Genomic DNA, 14,702 nt, shown 5'->3' with positions numbered 1-14,702 from the left:
CGACGGGGGTGCGGCGTTGGAGCGGGTGGGGGTGAACGATTACGACGTGGTGGTGCTGGACCGGGATCTGCCGGTGGTGTGCGGGGACGAGGTCTGCGAGCGGGTGGTCGAGACGGGGGGTGTGGCGCGGGTAGCTCGGGGCCCGGCCACCGTGGTGGCGACGCGGGCCGCGGCCGACGGCGACGGCTACCGCCTGACCGGCGTGAAAAACCCGGTGCCGCACGGTGATTGCGCCGACCGCCTGGTGGTCAGCGCGACCCTGCCGGACGGTGCGCTGGCGCTGTTCCTGGTCGCCGCGGACGACGCGGGCGTGGTGCGCAAGCCCTACCGGACCTTCGACGAACGCCGCGGCGCCCAGGTGGAATTCGCGTCGGCCGCGGCCGAACTGCTCGGCGACGCGACGGACAGCACCGGGACCATCGCGGCGGCGATCGGCACGGCGCAGGCCGGCCTGTGCGCGGAGGCCGTCGGCGCGATGTCCGAGGCGCTGCGGTTGACCACCGAATATCTGAAGACCCGCAAGCAGTTCGGCGTCCCGCTGGCCAAGTTCCAGACCCTGACCCAACGCGCGGCGAACATGTACGTGTCGCTGGAGCTGGCCCGGAGCATGAGCCTGTACCTCACCGCGGCCCTGGCCGACGGCGATGTCGACGCGGCGGTGGCCTCCCGGGCCCGGTTGCAGGTCGGCGGCGCGGCCCGGCACATCGGGCAGGAGGCCGTGCAGATGCACGGCGGTATCGGCATCACCACCGAGTATCCGGTCAGTCACTACACGGCACGGCTCACGGCCGTGGAGCGGACCTTCGGCGGCGGGCTGGAACATCTGCGCGTGCTCGCCGACCGGATCGGGGACTACGGGCTCGTCGAACTCTGACCGGTCAGTTGCCCGATTCGTCCGACGACGGCTCCTGCTCCGCCGACGACTCGTGCCGGGTCGTGGGTGCGGGGCGGGTCGTCGTCGGACGGGTGGTGGTCGACCGCGTGGTCGTGGTGGTCGTAGGGACGGGTGCGGTGTCGTCGATCGCCTCGGTGCCACGGGCGGGCTCGCCCGCGGCGGGCGGAACGGGTTCCGCCCCGGGCGAAGTGGTCGGCACACCGGACAGCGTGCGGCGCGGCGCCGGGGGATTGACGGCGACCCGCCAGCTGGGCGAGGGCGGGATGAGCACCGCCTGCGCCGTCGTGCCAGGGGCTTTGGTGGTGACACCGCCGGGCGGCGCCGACTGGAGCCCGGCGTTCAGCGGCGGCGGCGTGACGTAGACGTCGCGCTGTCCGAGCCCGCACGATCCGACAAGCACCAGCCCGAGCGACACCGCGCCCGCGGCGAGCGCCGGGCCGGCGATCTTGGCATTCAGGCGGGGTGGCGACTCGTCGTCCACCCCGCGTCCCCCCGAACCCGCCCTGTTCTCCATAGGTGCGCCGCTCCTCGTACGTTTCCGGGTGGCCTCACCTTAAACGAAGGCGGGGCGGTCGGGCCAGACGAGTCCGGTTGCTCGGCAAGATACCCGAAAGTCATCTCAAACCACGGCGATTCACATATCGAATCGGTTACATACCCGCGTTTTGCGGCCGTGTCGTGTGACGTTTCGGCAACGGGCAACTAGCGTGTGAGCAAAGTTACACGTGAGACGCCTGAAGTTTGCTGATGACACTTGCTGAATCCGCAGATCGGCGGGCGTCATCGAGGAGTGGTGATGGGAGCGTACTCGACATCCCCGCTGCGCGCGGTAGGGCAGAACGATTCGGACACATCCGAATCCGGCCGCGCCGTCGGAGCGGTCGTCGCCCGGGTGGTGGCCTGGCTGATCTTCATCGGTGGGCTCACCGGCACGGTGCTGGGCATTGCCGGGCTGCGCGTGGAGGTCGCCGTCGCGGGCCTGATCCTGGCCTGCACCGCCGGGCTGGTCCTGCTCAAGCTGCGCGCGGACGGTGCCGAATCTGTGTGATCACACAGCGAAACTCGGTGGGCGACAGCGGATGCGGCGCTTACCGTAGGTAGGTATGAGGATCGAACTGACCGACGACGTGGTGGCCTTCCAGCGTCGTGCGGCGGAGTTCCTGGGGCGGGATCCACTGCGCAATACGGTCGTCGCGACCGTCGTGGACAGTTTCGTCACCGGATTGTCCGCCGGCCCGGCCGTTTTCGCGGCGGTGCACGTCGACGGCGCGGTGATCGGCACCGGCATGTGCACCTCCGGGCACGCCGTCTATCTCGGTGACGTTCCCGACCCGGCGGTGCCGGAACTGGTGCGCGCCTTCGCGGAACGGGTTCCCGACGCGCCCGGTGTGGAGGGGCCGCCCGGGATCGCCCTGGTGTTCGCCGAGCAGTGGACGGCGCTGTGCGGCAGTAAATTTCGCCTCGATGTCGCCAGTCGGCTGTATCGGCTGGGTGCGCTCTCGATGCCGTCGGTGCCCGGAAGTGCGCGGCGTGCGGGGGAATCCGATATCGGACTGTGTGCGCGCTGGTCGGAACAGATGCGCCGCGAGGAGGGTATCGGCATGAGCGCCGAAGCCATCCGCGCGCGCATCGCCCTGGGGCGATGGTGGCTGTGGGAGAACGGCGGTGCGACGGTCGCGATGGCCGCCTATCAGAGCCGGGCCTACGGCTGGACCCGCATCGGGCCGGTCTACACCCCGCCCGAGCGGCGTGAGCGCGGCTATGCCAGCGCGCTCACCGCGCACGTGTCGAAACTGTTGCGCGACAACGGCTCCGAGGTCTGCCTGTTCACCGATATCGCCAATCCGACCTCGAACAAGATCTACCGGGCGATCGGTTTCGAGCCGGTGCGCAACTTCGTGCACTACGAGTTCGTTTAGCGCACAACGTCCGTCAAGCGCACAGGATGCGGTCGAGGGCCGTTCGCAGGGCCGCGGCCGGATCCGGCGGCAGGGTGGGTGAGCGCCACGCGACGATCTGGTCGGGCCGCACCAGTAGCGCGCCCGAGTCGGTGAGTCCGGCTGCGGCGCACCAGCTCCGGTCCAGGTCGTGCACCTCGACCGGTGTGTCCCGCGCTCGCCACGGCTGCCCCGCGGGGCCCGTCAGCAGGACGAAGCCGGTGCCCATCAGATCGAGGGTGGAGCGCCCGTCGGGCAGGAATCGGTGGGGCACACGGGTTCCGGACTGGCCATCGCCGACGCGGACGGCGCGCGAGCGCTCACCATGCGGCGAGTGGCGACGGCGGTCGGCGCGTCCACGCCGATGTCGCTGTACCGCTACGTCGGCAGCAAGGACGGTCTGGTCGACCTGATGATCGACGCGGTGTACGGCGAAATCCCGCTGCCCGCAATGCCTTCGGCGGACACGGCGCACTGGCGGGCCGGGCTCGAGCAACTCGCCCTGCGGACCTGGGACGTGATCCGCCGGCACCTGTGGTTCGGCGAACTGTGGCACACCCGACCGCCACTGGGTCCGAACGCCTTGCGCTACTTCGACTATCGGTTCGCGCTGCTGGAGCCGCTGGGCCGCGGCGCCGACGATCTGACGCTGCTCACCGGCGCCGTCGACGGCCACCTGATCGGCGCCGCGCTGCAAGCGGCGGAGGAGCGGCGCATGCGCGCCCGCAGCGGTCTGCAGACCGAGGAGCAGCTGGCCGCGGCCGCGCGGCCGTTCGTCGAACCGCTGCTCGCCGACGACCGCTATCCGGCGTTCGCGCGCTGGTTCCACGGCCGCACCGGCGCCGGACCCGACGATCCGGTCGCGTGGACGCTCGGCTGCCTGCTCGACGGCCTGACCGAGCGGTTGGGGCTGCCCGGCCCGGACTAGGGCAGACGCGGATCAGCCGGTGCGCTCGAGGCGGCGGGCGGTGGTCGCGGCGGGACCGGACTCCTGGCGCAGCAACTCGCGGACATCGTCGTCGTCGAGGGGCGCGTAGTCCTCGTAGTACTCGCTCGCGTCGGTGATCCGATCGTGGGTGTGCGGGCAGACGACCTTGTCGGCATCACCGGCCAGACCGGTGATGGCCGTCTCCGCGCCTACCGGCGCCGCCACCACGACTCTGATCGCGCCGAGCGCGTACGCCGCTCGGCAGGCGGCGCGGGCGGGCGCGGCCACCGTCAGCGCCTCGTCGACGATCACGATGGTCCGCCCGGCCAACTCGGGTCGCTGGCCCGCGGCGCGCAGATGTTCGACCCGGCGCCGCAACGCATCTCGTTCCAGCCGCTCGATCCGGGTGAGTTCGGCCGCGCCGGTGCGTAGCGCGCGGGCCCGGTCCCCGTCCACCACCCGCACGCCCCGCTCGGCGATCGCACCGAACGCCGGCTCCGGTTGCTCCGGGGTGCGCAGTTGATGGACCACCATCACATCGAGCGCCACGCGCAACTCGGCGGCGGCCGCGCACGCCACCGCGGCGCCCCCACCGGCAAGACCGACCACCACGATGTCGGGGCCGCGGAATGCCATCAGATGACCGGCCAGTCGGCGGCCGGCGTCGCGACGATCGAGGAACAGCATGAAGCCTCCTGAAGGATCGTGGAAACGAAATCACCTGCGCCTGGTGTGTTGCGTCTCGAGGGGGATTTTCGGTGCGGGAGGCAGCTCTGAGAATGCGCGCTGCATTTGCGATTGCAATCCGGTTCGGAGTGGCAGCGGTGGCGGGCAGGGATGCGGGCCGACGGAATCGGTCACCGCGCCGCCGGGTCCTATCGCTGTGGGGTAGCGAAAGACCTTGTGCCATAACGGATTCTGGCACACGACAGGGCAGTCCAGGATCCATATCTCCTCCAGAGTCGCCTACCGCCGGGGCGCGAGCCACGTTTCTGGACTCGGGAAGACAACGCAGCAATTCTACGTCGCCGCCGGTGCCGCCGCGTGTGAAACACACATGAACGACAATGCGGGAGTTTACGTCGCGGATTTGAAATATGTTGTGCTGGGGGAACTTACGATATAGATGATTCGTAAGACAAACATTGCCCGGGGCGCCGGTCGGTAACTGTGGGGCGAAACCTGTTGCGCGTCAACCGGAGGCGTCCGCAACCCACTCGAATGCGGTGGCCTTCGACCGGGCGCCCTCGGCGGCGCGGGACCGGTTCGGCTCGCCGAGTTCGGCCAGCAGCCGCTCGGTCGTCTCGACCAGTGCGGCCAGCGTCGCCGGGGCGAACCAGTCCGGCCGGGTGGCGAACAGCAGATCCTCGCTCGAGGTATTGCCACTGGCGCCGGGAGCGAAGGGACAGCCGCCGAGCCCGCCCAGCGAGCCGTCCACCACCGCGGCGCCGGCGGCCAGCGCGGCCAGCGAATTCGCCACGCCCATGCCCCAGGTGTCGTGGCCGTGGAAGACGATGCGCCGCTGCGGAGTCCGGGTGCGCACGGCCTCGACGAGCGCGGCCACCTGAGCGGGATGGGCCTGCCCCAGGGTGTCGGCGAGCACGATATCGGCCGCGCCGTCGGTGCGCGGATCCGAGGCGATGGCCAGCACCCGGTCCGGGTCGACCGGCCCGTCGAACGGGCAGGTGAACGCCGTCGCCAGGCAGAGCTGGATGGACCCGCCGGCCTGCCGCGCCAGCCGGATCGCGTCCGGCATGGCGGCCACGCTGTCCTCGGCGGTGCGGCCGATGTTCGCCTTGTTGTGCGCGTCGGAGACCGACAGGCAGTACTGGAAATTGCGCACCCCCGCCTCGGCCGCCCGGGCGACCTGCCGCGGCGTCGCCACCCATACCCAGCAGCGTTGCAGCTCTTCGGGTTCCAGCGCGGCCACCAATGCCAAGGTGTTGGCCATCGGCGGCACCAGGTCCGGCCGCGCCATCGACCCGATCTCCAGTTCGGGCACGCCGAGCCGGAGCAGCGTGCGGGTGATCTCGATCTTGCGTTCGGTCGGCAGCACCTTGCCGGTCAGCTGCAGGCCGTCGCGCAGCGTCACATCGCGCAGCATCAGTTGACCTCCAGCGCGTCGATCTCCGCGTCCGACATCCGCAGCAGACCGGACAGCACCTCGTGGGTGTGCTCGCCCAGGTCCGGGCCCACCGTCCGGATGGGCAGCGACTGCCCGCCGATCACCGGCACGATACCCGGGAAGCCGACCTCCTTCGGCTCGGATTCGCCGACGTCCACCCGGAATCGCTGAATCATGTTGCGGGCCCGGTACTGCGGGTCCGCGGCGATATCGGCGGCCGTGTAGATCGGCCCGCTCGGAATGGCCGCGGCCTCCAGCAGCGCCAGCGCCTCGTCGCGGGTGTGCCGCCGAGTCCACTCGGCGATGGCGGCGTCGAGGCGGTCGCGGTGCCGCCAGCGGCCGGCGTTGTCGGCCAGTTCCGGATCGTCGGCCAGGTCGGCCCGGCCGATCACCCGCATGTAGCGCTGGAAGATGGCGTCGCCGTTGCCGCCGATGATGATGCTGGCGCCGTCGGCGCAGGGGTAGGCGTTGCTGGGGGCGATGCCCTCCATACGGCCGCCCACGCGTTCGCGGGTGATGCCGTAGGCGAAATAGTCGGGCACCAGCGATTCCATCACCGACAGGATCGATTCGTTGAGGGCCACATCGATGACGCGCTGCGGCAGCGGCAGCGGTGTGCCGGTGCGGTCCCGCTGGAACAGCGCCATCACCGTGCCGAACGCGGCGTAGATGCCCGCGATCGAATCGCCGATCGAGACGCCGACCCGCACCGGCGGCCGATCCGGATCGCCGACCAACCCGCGCAGGCCGCCGACCGCCTCGGCGACCGCGGCGAAGCCGGGCCGGTCGGCCAGCGGTCCCGTCTGACCGTAGGCGGAGATGCGGGTGATGACGAGGTCCGGCTTGGCGGCGCTCAGTACCTCCGGGCCCAGCCCCCACTTCTCCAGCATCCCGGGCCGGAAGTTCTCCAGCAGCACATCGCACTGCCGGATCAGATCCAGCACGACCGCGCGCCCGGCCGCGGTGCGCAAATCGAGCGTGATCGACTTCTTGTTGCGGTTCACGGTGCGGTACAGCATCGACGTGTCGCCGCCGTAGAGTCGCCAATTGCGCAGTTCGTCACCGGTTTTCGGGCGTTCGACCTTGATCACCTCGGCGCCGAAGTCGCCGAGGATGCGGCCGGCGGTGGGCGCCGCGATGTAGTTGCCGAGCTCCAGTACCCGCACCCCGTCCAGCGGCCGAATCTCCATGGGGACAGTATCCACGGTCGGATCGGCGGGCGGCCGGGGTGCGGGCGGACCGGATCGGGACGCGCTCGACTACGCCGCCGTCGGCCGGACCTCATCGATGACCGAGTAGTGATCGGCGTTGCCCGAGATCACCTCGCTGGCGCGGCCGTCGACGCCGACCGGGACGTCACCGGCGAGGGTGATGCGGGTCAGCTTGCGGTGTTCGGCGCCATCGTAGTCGTCGATGGCGTAGTGCTGGGTGGCGCGGTTGTCCCAGATGGCGACGTCGCCGAGCGACCAGTTCCAGCGGGTGGTGTGCTCGAGCCGGGTCACCCGGTCCTGGAACAGCCGGAACAGCGCGTGCGATTCGTTGCTCGGCAGGCCGACGATCTGCTTCACGAAATGGCCGAGCAGCAGCGCGCGTTCACCGGTTTCCGGGTGGACGCGCACCACCGGGTGCTCGGTCTCGTAGAAGGTGGACTGGAACTCGGCGCGGTAGGCCCTGGCCTTCTCGTTCGGCGAATCCTCTTGCGCGGCGGCGTAATCGTACTGGTTGGTGTGGCGGGCGCGCAGGCTCTCCGCCAGCCGCTTGAGCGGTTCCGGCAGCGAGTCGTACGCCGCGACGGTGGAGGCCCAGGTGGTGGAGCCGCCGTAGCTCGGCAGCGTGACCGCGCGCAGGATCGAGGCCTTCGGCACCCGGTCGACGAAGGTGACATCAGTGTGCCAGCTGTTGGCGCGGCCGCGGTGCGAGTCGATGGCCAGACTCTTCACGCCCGCCGACGTGACCGTCGGATGCGGGGTGGTGGGGCTGCCGAGCAGTTGCGCGAACTCGTACTGGCCGTCCTCGGTCAGGTGGTGCTGGTCGCGGAAGAAGATCACCTTGTGCTCGTTGAGCGCCGCGCGGAGGGCGGCGACGGTGTCCGCGTCCAGGTCACCGCCGAGCCGGACCCCCTCGATCCGCGCGCCGATGTGGGTGCCGAGCTTGACGGCGGTCACGGTGCCTGCTGCCTGAGCGACTGACATACCAAGGGCCTTTCTCGAAAACGAACAACGCTCCGAGGACACCACCGCGGCCCGGCGCGGAACAGGGTTGCGGTCAGCCGGATCGAAACCCCGGGCGGGCGCGGGGAATTCACCGCGCGGCCCGCAACCGCGTCAGCTCACGTGTTCGCGCAGGTAGGCAAGGTCTTCCGCGATGCCCTCGGCCGGCGTCTCCAGTACGACCGGCGCGTCGGCGGTGCGGCACACCTCGGCCAGCAGTTGCGGGTCGATGGTGCCGTCGGCGAAATTGGCGTGCCGGTCGGCGCCGGAGTTGAAGTCGTCGCGCGAGGAGTTCAGGTGCACCAGGTCGATGCGGCCGGTGATGGCCCGGATCCGGTCCACCACGCCGATCAGCTCCTCGCCGCCGGCCCACGCGTGGCAGGTGTCGAGGCAGAATCCCGCGCTGAACTCGCCCACCTGGTCCCACAGCCGGGCGATGGAGTCGAAATGCCGTGCCATGGCGTGGTTTCCGCCGGCAGTGTTCTCGATCAGGATCGGGACGGCGAACCCGCCCTTGTCCTGCTGGCGTTCGAACAGCTTGCGCCAGTTGACGATTCCCGCCTCGATCTCGGCGTCGGAACGGACGTGACCGCCGTGCACGACGAGGCCGAACGCGCCCAGGTCGGCGGCGGCCTGCGCCTGCTGCGCCACCGCGTTGCGCGAGGGCATGCGCAGCCGGTTGTTCGTGCTGGCCACGTTGATCTGATAGGTGGAGTGCACCACCACGTCGATCGGGCTGGCCTTGATCTGCTCCGCCTGCGGGTGCGGTTGTGGTTTGTCCCAGCTCTGCGGGTCCACCACGAACATCTGGATGACCTCGGCGCCCAACCGCTCACCGAAGCCGATCGGATCACTGTCTTGGCGGACGTGTGCTCCAATGCGCATGGGTGGAGCGTATCGGTAGGCACCGACACCGCGGTGGTCCGGACTGCTATGGTTTCGGTGTTTTCCGTGGTCGGCCGAGGGCGGCGACGGGGGTTCATCTGCGGTACGGCCGTGCGCCGGCGGACCCGGTGCGCGACACGGGAAGTGGGAGCGGACATGCTGGGCAACGGTGACGTCTTCGCCGGGTATGTCATCGAGCGGCAACTGGGCCGCGGTGGCATGGGATCGGTGTACCTCGCCAAACATCCTCGACTGCCGCGCATGACGGCGTTGAAGCTGCTCAACCGGGAGATGGTGGCGGACGCCGAGATCCGGGCCCGCTTCGAGCGCGAGGCCGACCTGGTCGCTCAGCTCGACCATCCGAAGATCGTCACCGTCTACGACCGCGGCCTCGAGGACGGCCAGCTGTGGATCTCCATGCAGTTCGTCGACGGCATCGACGCCGGCGGCGTGGACCCGAGCCGGCTGCCGCCGGAGCGGGCGGTGCAGGTCGTGCAGGAGGTCGCCGAGGCGCTGGACTACGCGCACGACAACGGCGTGCTGCACCGCGACGTGAAGCCCGGCAATATGCTGCTGGCCCGCGCGACCGGCGGCAAGGGCGAGCGGGTCTACCTCACCGACTTCGGCATCGCGCGGCTGCGGGACGACGGCGGTCACCTGACCCAGACCGGGACGTTCACCGCGACCCTGGCCTACGCCTCGCCGGAACAGCTCACCGGTGCGTCGCTGGACGGGCGCTCGGACCAGTACTCGCTGGCGTGCAGCCTGTTCTGGCTGCTCACCGGCCGCGGCCCGTTCACCGCGCCCAACCCGGCGGCCGTCATCCGCGGCCACCTGCAGGGTCCGCCACCGGCATTGAGCAGCGTGCGGCAGGGCTTGCCCGGCGCGCTGGACGGCGTACTGCTGAAGGCGATGGCCAAGCGCCCGGAGGACAGGTTCCCGACCTGTGCCGACTTCGCGGCCGCCGCCCGGCGCGCGTTCGCCGCGCCCAGCGCGCCGGCGATGCCGGTCGCGGGACGGCCGTATACCGGCCCGGCGATGCCGACGGCGGGGCGGCCGGGCACGGGCCCGAGCAATCCCGTCGCGCATCCGCCGACCGGCCACGGGACGCCGATGGCGCAGCGGCCGCCGAGCGGTCCGGGTATGCCGCTCTCGCCGCGCCCGCCGACGGGTCCGGGGATGCCGACCGCGGGTCCGGCCCCGCAGCCGACGGCGGCCTCCCTCCGCGCGGCGACGCCACCGCCGCAGCCGGTGTATCGGCCCGCTCCGCAGTACCCGCAGCAGGGCGGATACGGCTATCCGCCGCAGCCGCCCAAGTCGAACAACGGGGTGGTCATCGGCATCATCATCGGCGTGGTGGTGCTGTTGCTGGTGTTACTGGTGCTCATCGCCGCGCTGTCGGGCTGAGGCCGGTCGCGGATTCGGGCTCTGTCGCTTCGGTTTTCGTGCGGTGCGCGGACCCGGCGCGGGCGGTGTAGCGCCGCAGCGACGCCACGCCCGCGATCGTCCACAGGGCTCCGAGCGCCCAGCCCGCGAGCACGTCGGTGGGCCAGTGCACGCCGAGGTACACCCGCGACATCCCCACCGCGAGCACGAACAGCACGGCGACCGCGGCCACGGCGGCGCGCAGTATCCGCTGCCGCAGCGACAGCACCGTGACGGCGGTGACCACGCCCACCACCGCGGTGGAACCGAGGGTGTGGCCGGACGGAAACGAGTGGGTCGTCTCGGTGACGAGATGTTCCACCCCCGGGCGACGGCGGCCGACGAGGGCCTTCATCACCAGCACCGTCAGCCCGGCGCCCGCGCCCACCACCGCGGTCAGCGCCAATTCCGGCCACCGCTGCCGCCACGCCAGCCAGGCGCCCATCAACACCGCCAGGATCGTCATCGAGAGGGTGTCGCCGAAATCCGTGATCGTCCGGGCGACGGGGGTGAGGCCGTTCGCGCGTTGTGCCACAGCCCAATCCAGCACCGGGCCGTCGATCCGAACCGTGCCGTCTCCCGTGACGACGCCCGTGGTCAGCGCGGCGACCACGGCGACCAGTGCAACCAACGCGACCCAGACCATGGTCACGAGGATATGCGCGCGCGATCGGACCCGGGCGGGAGCGGCGGACGGCCGGGACGGCGGAAACATTGCCCCGAGGTATTGGGGGTATCCCCCGATGGCGCGCGCGTTCCCGTCCCGGAACACTGGGAGGCATGACTGCCGATGCCCTGAGCACCGAATCGGACGCCGAACCCACGGCATCCGCGGCCCGCGCGACCGACCTGGTGAAGCTGTACGGATCGGGGGACACGCAGGTGCGAGCCCTCGACGGGGTGTCCGCCACGTTCGCGCCGCGTGAGTTCACCGCCATCATGGGCCCCTCCGGATCCGGGAAGTCGACGCTCATGCACTGCCTGGCCGGGCTCGACAGCGCCACTACCGGCACGGTGCACATCGGCGACACCGACCTGACCGAGCTGTCGGACAAGCAGATGACCCAGCTGCGGCGCGACCGCATCGGCTTCGTCTTCCAGGCGTTCAATCTGGTTCCCACCCTCACGGCGCTCGAGAACATCACGCTGCCGCTGGACATCGCGGGCCGCCGCCCCGACGACGAATGGCTGCAGACGGTGATCAAACGCCTCGGCCTGGGCGACCGGCTCGACCACCGGCCGAGCGAGCTGTCCGGCGGTCAGCAGCAGCGGGTCGCGTGCGCGCGGGCGCTCGCGGGCAAGCCCGACATCATCTTCGGCGACGAGCCGACCGGCAATCTGGATTCGCGTTCGTCCGGCGAGGTGCTGTCGATCCTGCGGGCCTCGGTCGACGAATTCGGCCAGACCGTGGTGATCGTGACCCACGAGCCGCACGCCGCCGCCTACGCCGACCGCGTGATCTTCCTCGCCGACGGACGCATCGTCGACGAATTGCGCGGGCCCACCGCGGAATCGGTGCTGGACAGGATGAAGTCGCTGGAGAACGTCTGATGGCCGCGAATCCGATGCGCAAGGTGGCCTTGCGCAATTTGGCCGCGCACAAGGTGCGGCTGGCGTTGACGGTGCTCTCGGTGATCCTCGGAACCGCGTTCATCGCGGGGTCCTTCGTGTTCACCGATACCTTGCAGAGCACCTTCGACGGCATCTTCGCCGGGCAGGCCAAGGGCGTCGATGTGCGGGTGGAGCCGAAGGAGCGGCAGTCCCTCGGGCTGCCGAACGACGTCGTGGACAAGATCGCCACGACCGACGGTGTCCGCGCGATCGCCCCCGCCGTGCAGGGCCCGGTGGTGCTGTTGAAGGACGGGCACGCCGTGCAGACCGGCGGCGCGCCCAGCTGGGGCAAGTCCTACCTGCCGCCGGATCGGGCGATCGCGGAACCGGAGAAGTTCGTCGAGGGCGTCGCACCGAGCCGCGCGGACGAGATCGCTCTCAACGCCGGTGGCGCCGAGCGTGCGGGCCTGGGCGTCGGCGACCGCGCCAAGATCCTGATCCCCTCGCACGGCAACCTCGATGTCACCATCACCGGCGTCTACGACGTGCCCTCCGACACCGGCGGTTTCATCGGCGTGCTGTTCGAGGACGCGCAGGCCCGGCAGCTGTTCACCGACGGACAGCACGTGGCGTATCTGGATGTCGCCGCGGTGTCCGGCGTTTCGGATCAGACGCTGCGGGACCGCATCGCCCAGGCGCTGCCGCAGTACAAGGTGATGGACGGCGACCAGGTGCGCGAGGATCTGAAGGCGCAGGTCGGCAATGCCCTGAAATTCGTGAACTACTTCCTGCTGGCGTTCGGCGCGATCGCGCTGCTGGTGGGCACGTTCATCATCTACAACACCTTCTCGATGATCGTGGCGCAGCGGCTGCGCGAACTGGCGCTGCTGCGCGCGGTGGGCGCGAGCCGGCGCCAGGTCGGCTGGTCGGTGGTGTCGGAGGCGGCCGTCATCGGATTGGTCGGCAGCGCCATCGGTCTGGCCGGGGGCGTGGGGCTGGCGTTCGGATTGTCGGCGCTGCTGAACGCCTTCGATCTCGGGCTGCCCACCGGCACCATGCAGGTGCTGCCCCGCACGGTGCTCGCGGCGCTCGGCGTCGGGCTGGTGGTCACCGTGGCGTCGGCCTATGCACCGGCCCGGCGGGCCGCGAAGATCCCGCCGGTGGAGGCCATGCGCGAGGAGTTCGCGCCGGTCGGGGAGTCGCTGCGGGTGCGCACGCTCGCCGGCGCGGTGCTGGCCGTGGCCGGTGTCGTGCTGGTGCTGCTGGGCTCGCGCAACACCGGCGGCAATGCCGCGCTGACCGTCGGAATCGGCGCCGCCGCATTGATTTTCGCGGTGCTGTTCGCCTCGCCCGCGCTGTCGCGGCCGGTGTTGAACGGTCTCGCGGTGCTGATCCGGCCGTTCGGGCCGATCGGGCGGATGGCCCGCAACAACGCCGTCCGCAATCCGCGCCGCACCGCCGCCACCGCGTTCGCGCTCACGCTGGGGCTGATGCTGGTGTCGCTGATCGGCATGCTGGGTACCTCGGCCAAGGCCAGTGTCGGGGAACTCGTGGACAAGGGCGTGAAGGCCGACTACGTGCTGGCCGGTCCGCAGATGATCGGTGTCCCGCTCGGCGCCGGGCAGGCGACGAAAGACGTTGCGGGAGTGGGGAATGTGGTCGCGGTGCGCGGCGTCGTGATGAAGATCGGCGACGATCAGTTGTTCGGCACCTCGCCCAGCGGTCCGCTGGACCACGTGCTGAACTACGAAGTGCGTTCCGGCCCTGGCACGCTCGGCGACGACGACATTCTGGTCTCGGAAACCGAAGCGGGCGAACGGAATTGGCACGCCGGTCAGCGGGTCGAGCTGACCAGCGTGGACAACAAGAAGTTCACCGTCACCGTGTCCGGCATCTACAAGGACACCCAGTTGCTCGGCCCGCTGGTGGTATCGCCGGCGCTGTACAACCAGGTGATGCCGGTGGCGCTGCGCACCGATGTGCTGGTGCTGATCCAGGCCGTGCCCGGCGCGGACCTGTCCGCGATGCGCGACGATCTGGAGAAGGCCACCGCTCCCTACGTGGTGGTGCAGGTGCAGGACCGGGAGGAATTCAAGGGGGCGCAGGGCCAGCAGATCAACACCATGCTGGCGATCCTCTACGGGCTGCTGGCGCTGGCGGTGGTGATCGCCGTGCTCGGCATCGTCAATACGCTGGCGCTGTCGGTGGTCGAGCGGCGTCGCGAGATCGGCATGCTCCGCGCGGTCGGCATGCAGCGGCGTCAGGTGCGGCGGACGATCTATCTGGAGTCGATGCTGATCGCCGTGTTCGGGGCGGTCGTCGGGGTGGTGCTCGGGCTCGGGCTCGGGGTCGGATTCCTGCGTACCCTGCGCGATCTGGGCCTGAGCACCATCGCCGTGCCCTGGGATCAGATCGTGCTGATGCTCGTCGGGTCGGCGATCGTCGGTGTGCTCGCCGCGCTCTGGCCGGGCGTGCGGGCCGCGCGGCCCCCCCCCCCGGGGGGCCCCCCCCCACCCCGCGTGGTTTTCCCCACGGGCGCGCCCCCGGGGCTTAAAACGGCCCCCCCAAACCCCCCCCCCCCCCTGCCGGGCCCCCCCCCCCGGCGCCCCGCCCCCGCACGCGGGCGATAGGTTGATCTGCATGAGCGAGTTCGCGGGGTTCCCGTTCGCGGGCCTGGACTTCTACGAAGACCTCGAGGCCGACAATTCGAAGACGTTCTGGGCCGCCAACAAGCACGTCTACGAGC

The 14,702-nt window shown here is 70.4% G+C and carries 15 protein-coding genes and 1 pseudogene; 8 read left to right on the top strand and 8 right to left on the bottom strand.

Annotated features, from left to right (window positions below; genetic code table 11):
• On the top strand, positions 1 to 874 hold an 874-nt coding region (locus QH470_RS06780; protein WP_280271408.1), incomplete at its 5' end, for an acyl-CoA dehydrogenase family protein.
• A 4-nt stretch (positions 875 to 878) separates the two neighbouring features.
• Here QH470_RS06780 and QH470_RS06775 read toward each other — a convergent pair.
• Positions 879 to 1,409 carry a hypothetical protein gene (locus QH470_RS06775; RefSeq protein ID WP_280271407.1) on the bottom strand — a complete coding sequence of 177 codons (531 nt, stop codon included), beginning with the start codon at positions 1,407 to 1,409 and terminating at the stop codon, positions 879 to 881.
• A 282-nt stretch (positions 1,410 to 1,691) separates the two neighbouring features.
• Between QH470_RS06775 and QH470_RS06770 the strand changes: the two genes are divergently transcribed.
• Together QH470_RS06770 and QH470_RS06765 are read left to right on the top strand one after the other, a co-directional pair.
• Complete coding sequence (locus QH470_RS06770; RefSeq protein ID WP_280271406.1) at positions 1,692 to 1,943, top strand: hypothetical protein; 252 nt, start codon at positions 1,692 to 1,694, stop codon at positions 1,941 to 1,943.
• A gap of 55 nt (positions 1,944 to 1,998) precedes the next feature.
• Positions 1,999 to 2,814, top strand: coding sequence for a GNAT family N-acetyltransferase (locus QH470_RS06765; protein ID WP_280271405.1), 816 nt, complete (start codon positions 1,999 to 2,001; stop codon positions 2,812 to 2,814).
• Positions 2,815 to 2,827: 13 nt separating this feature from the next.
• On the opposite strand, the gene QH470_RS06760 is transcribed toward QH470_RS06765, so the two are convergent.
• Entirely contained in the window at positions 2,828 to 3,106 is a 279-nt protein-coding gene (locus tag QH470_RS06760; protein ID WP_280271404.1) for an aromatic-ring hydroxylase C-terminal domain-containing protein, read from the bottom strand.
• On the opposite strand from QH470_RS06760, the gene QH470_RS06755 reads away from it, so the two are divergent.
• Entirely contained in the window at positions 3,098 to 3,760 is a 663-nt protein-coding gene (locus tag QH470_RS06755) for a TetR/AcrR family transcriptional regulator (protein WP_280271403.1), read from the top strand. The genes QH470_RS06760 and QH470_RS06755 overlap by 9 nt on opposite strands.
• A 12-nt stretch (positions 3,761 to 3,772) precedes the next feature.
• On the opposite strand, the gene QH470_RS06750 is transcribed toward QH470_RS06755, so the two are convergent.
• From QH470_RS06750 to QH470_RS06730, 5 genes are all read right to left on the bottom strand, one after another.
• On the bottom strand, positions 3,773 to 4,447 hold the full coding sequence (locus QH470_RS06750; RefSeq protein ID WP_280271402.1) for a phosphoribosyltransferase family protein: 675 nt from the start codon (positions 4,445 to 4,447) through the stop codon (positions 3,773 to 3,775).
• A 505-nt stretch (positions 4,448 to 4,952) separates the two neighbouring features.
• Positions 4,953 to 5,864 carry a beta/alpha barrel domain-containing protein gene (locus tag QH470_RS06745; protein WP_280271401.1) on the bottom strand — a complete coding sequence of 304 codons (912 nt, stop codon included), beginning with the start codon at positions 5,862 to 5,864 and terminating at the stop codon, positions 4,953 to 4,955.
• Positions 5,864 to 7,075: a CaiB/BaiF CoA transferase family protein gene (locus tag QH470_RS06740; protein WP_280271400.1), complete on the bottom strand. Its 1,212-nt coding sequence runs from the start codon at positions 7,073 to 7,075 to the stop codon at positions 5,864 to 5,866. Before QH470_RS06740 ends, QH470_RS06745 begins: the two co-directional genes overlap by 1 nt.
• Before the next feature lie 69 nt (positions 7,076 to 7,144).
• Positions 7,145 to 8,077 carry a TauD/TfdA dioxygenase family protein gene (locus QH470_RS06735; protein ID WP_280271399.1) on the bottom strand — a complete coding sequence of 311 codons (933 nt, stop codon included), beginning with the start codon at positions 8,075 to 8,077 and terminating at the stop codon, positions 7,145 to 7,147.
• A gap of 132 nt (positions 8,078 to 8,209) precedes the next feature.
• On the bottom strand, positions 8,210 to 8,980 hold the full coding sequence (locus tag QH470_RS06730) for a deoxyribonuclease IV (protein ID WP_280271398.1): 771 nt from the start codon (positions 8,978 to 8,980) through the stop codon (positions 8,210 to 8,212).
• Between the two features lie 156 nt (positions 8,981 to 9,136).
• Between QH470_RS06730 and QH470_RS06725 the strand changes: the two genes are divergently transcribed.
• Positions 9,137 to 10,387, top strand: coding sequence for a serine/threonine-protein kinase (locus QH470_RS06725; RefSeq protein ID WP_342213877.1), 1,251 nt, complete (start codon positions 9,137 to 9,139; stop codon positions 10,385 to 10,387).
• Here the strand turns inward: QH470_RS06725 and QH470_RS06720 are convergent.
• A complete protein-coding gene (locus QH470_RS06720; RefSeq protein ID WP_342228421.1) occupies positions 10,365 to 11,051 on the bottom strand; it encodes a phosphatase PAP2 family protein in 687 nt (228 codons plus the stop codon). The two genes, QH470_RS06725 and QH470_RS06720, sit on opposite strands and share 23 nt — an antisense overlap.
• Before the next feature lie 134 nt (positions 11,052 to 11,185).
• Here QH470_RS06720 and QH470_RS06715 point away from each other — a divergent pair, with 134 nt between their 5' ends.
• From QH470_RS06715 to QH470_RS06705, 3 genes and pseudogenes are all read left to right on the top strand, one after another.
• Positions 11,186 to 11,956, top strand: coding sequence for an ABC transporter ATP-binding protein (locus tag QH470_RS06715; protein WP_280271397.1), 771 nt, complete (start codon positions 11,186 to 11,188; stop codon positions 11,954 to 11,956).
• Complete coding sequence (locus QH470_RS06710; RefSeq protein ID WP_280271396.1) at positions 11,956 to 14,586, top strand: ABC transporter permease; 2,631 nt, start codon at positions 11,956 to 11,958, stop codon at positions 14,584 to 14,586. Before QH470_RS06715 ends, QH470_RS06710 begins: the two co-directional genes overlap by 1 nt.
• 10 nt (positions 14,587 to 14,596) lie before the next feature.
• Positions 14,597 to 14,702, top strand: a pseudogene (locus QH470_RS06705) (TIGR02453 family protein); the annotation flags it as partial.

Origin of the sequence: Nocardia wallacei (assembly GCF_029868745.1) — a bacterium.
Classification (GTDB): domain Bacteria; phylum Actinomycetota; class Actinomycetes; order Mycobacteriales; family Mycobacteriaceae; genus Nocardia; species Nocardia wallacei_B.
This window is presented reverse-complemented; position numbering and strand designations above follow the sequence as displayed.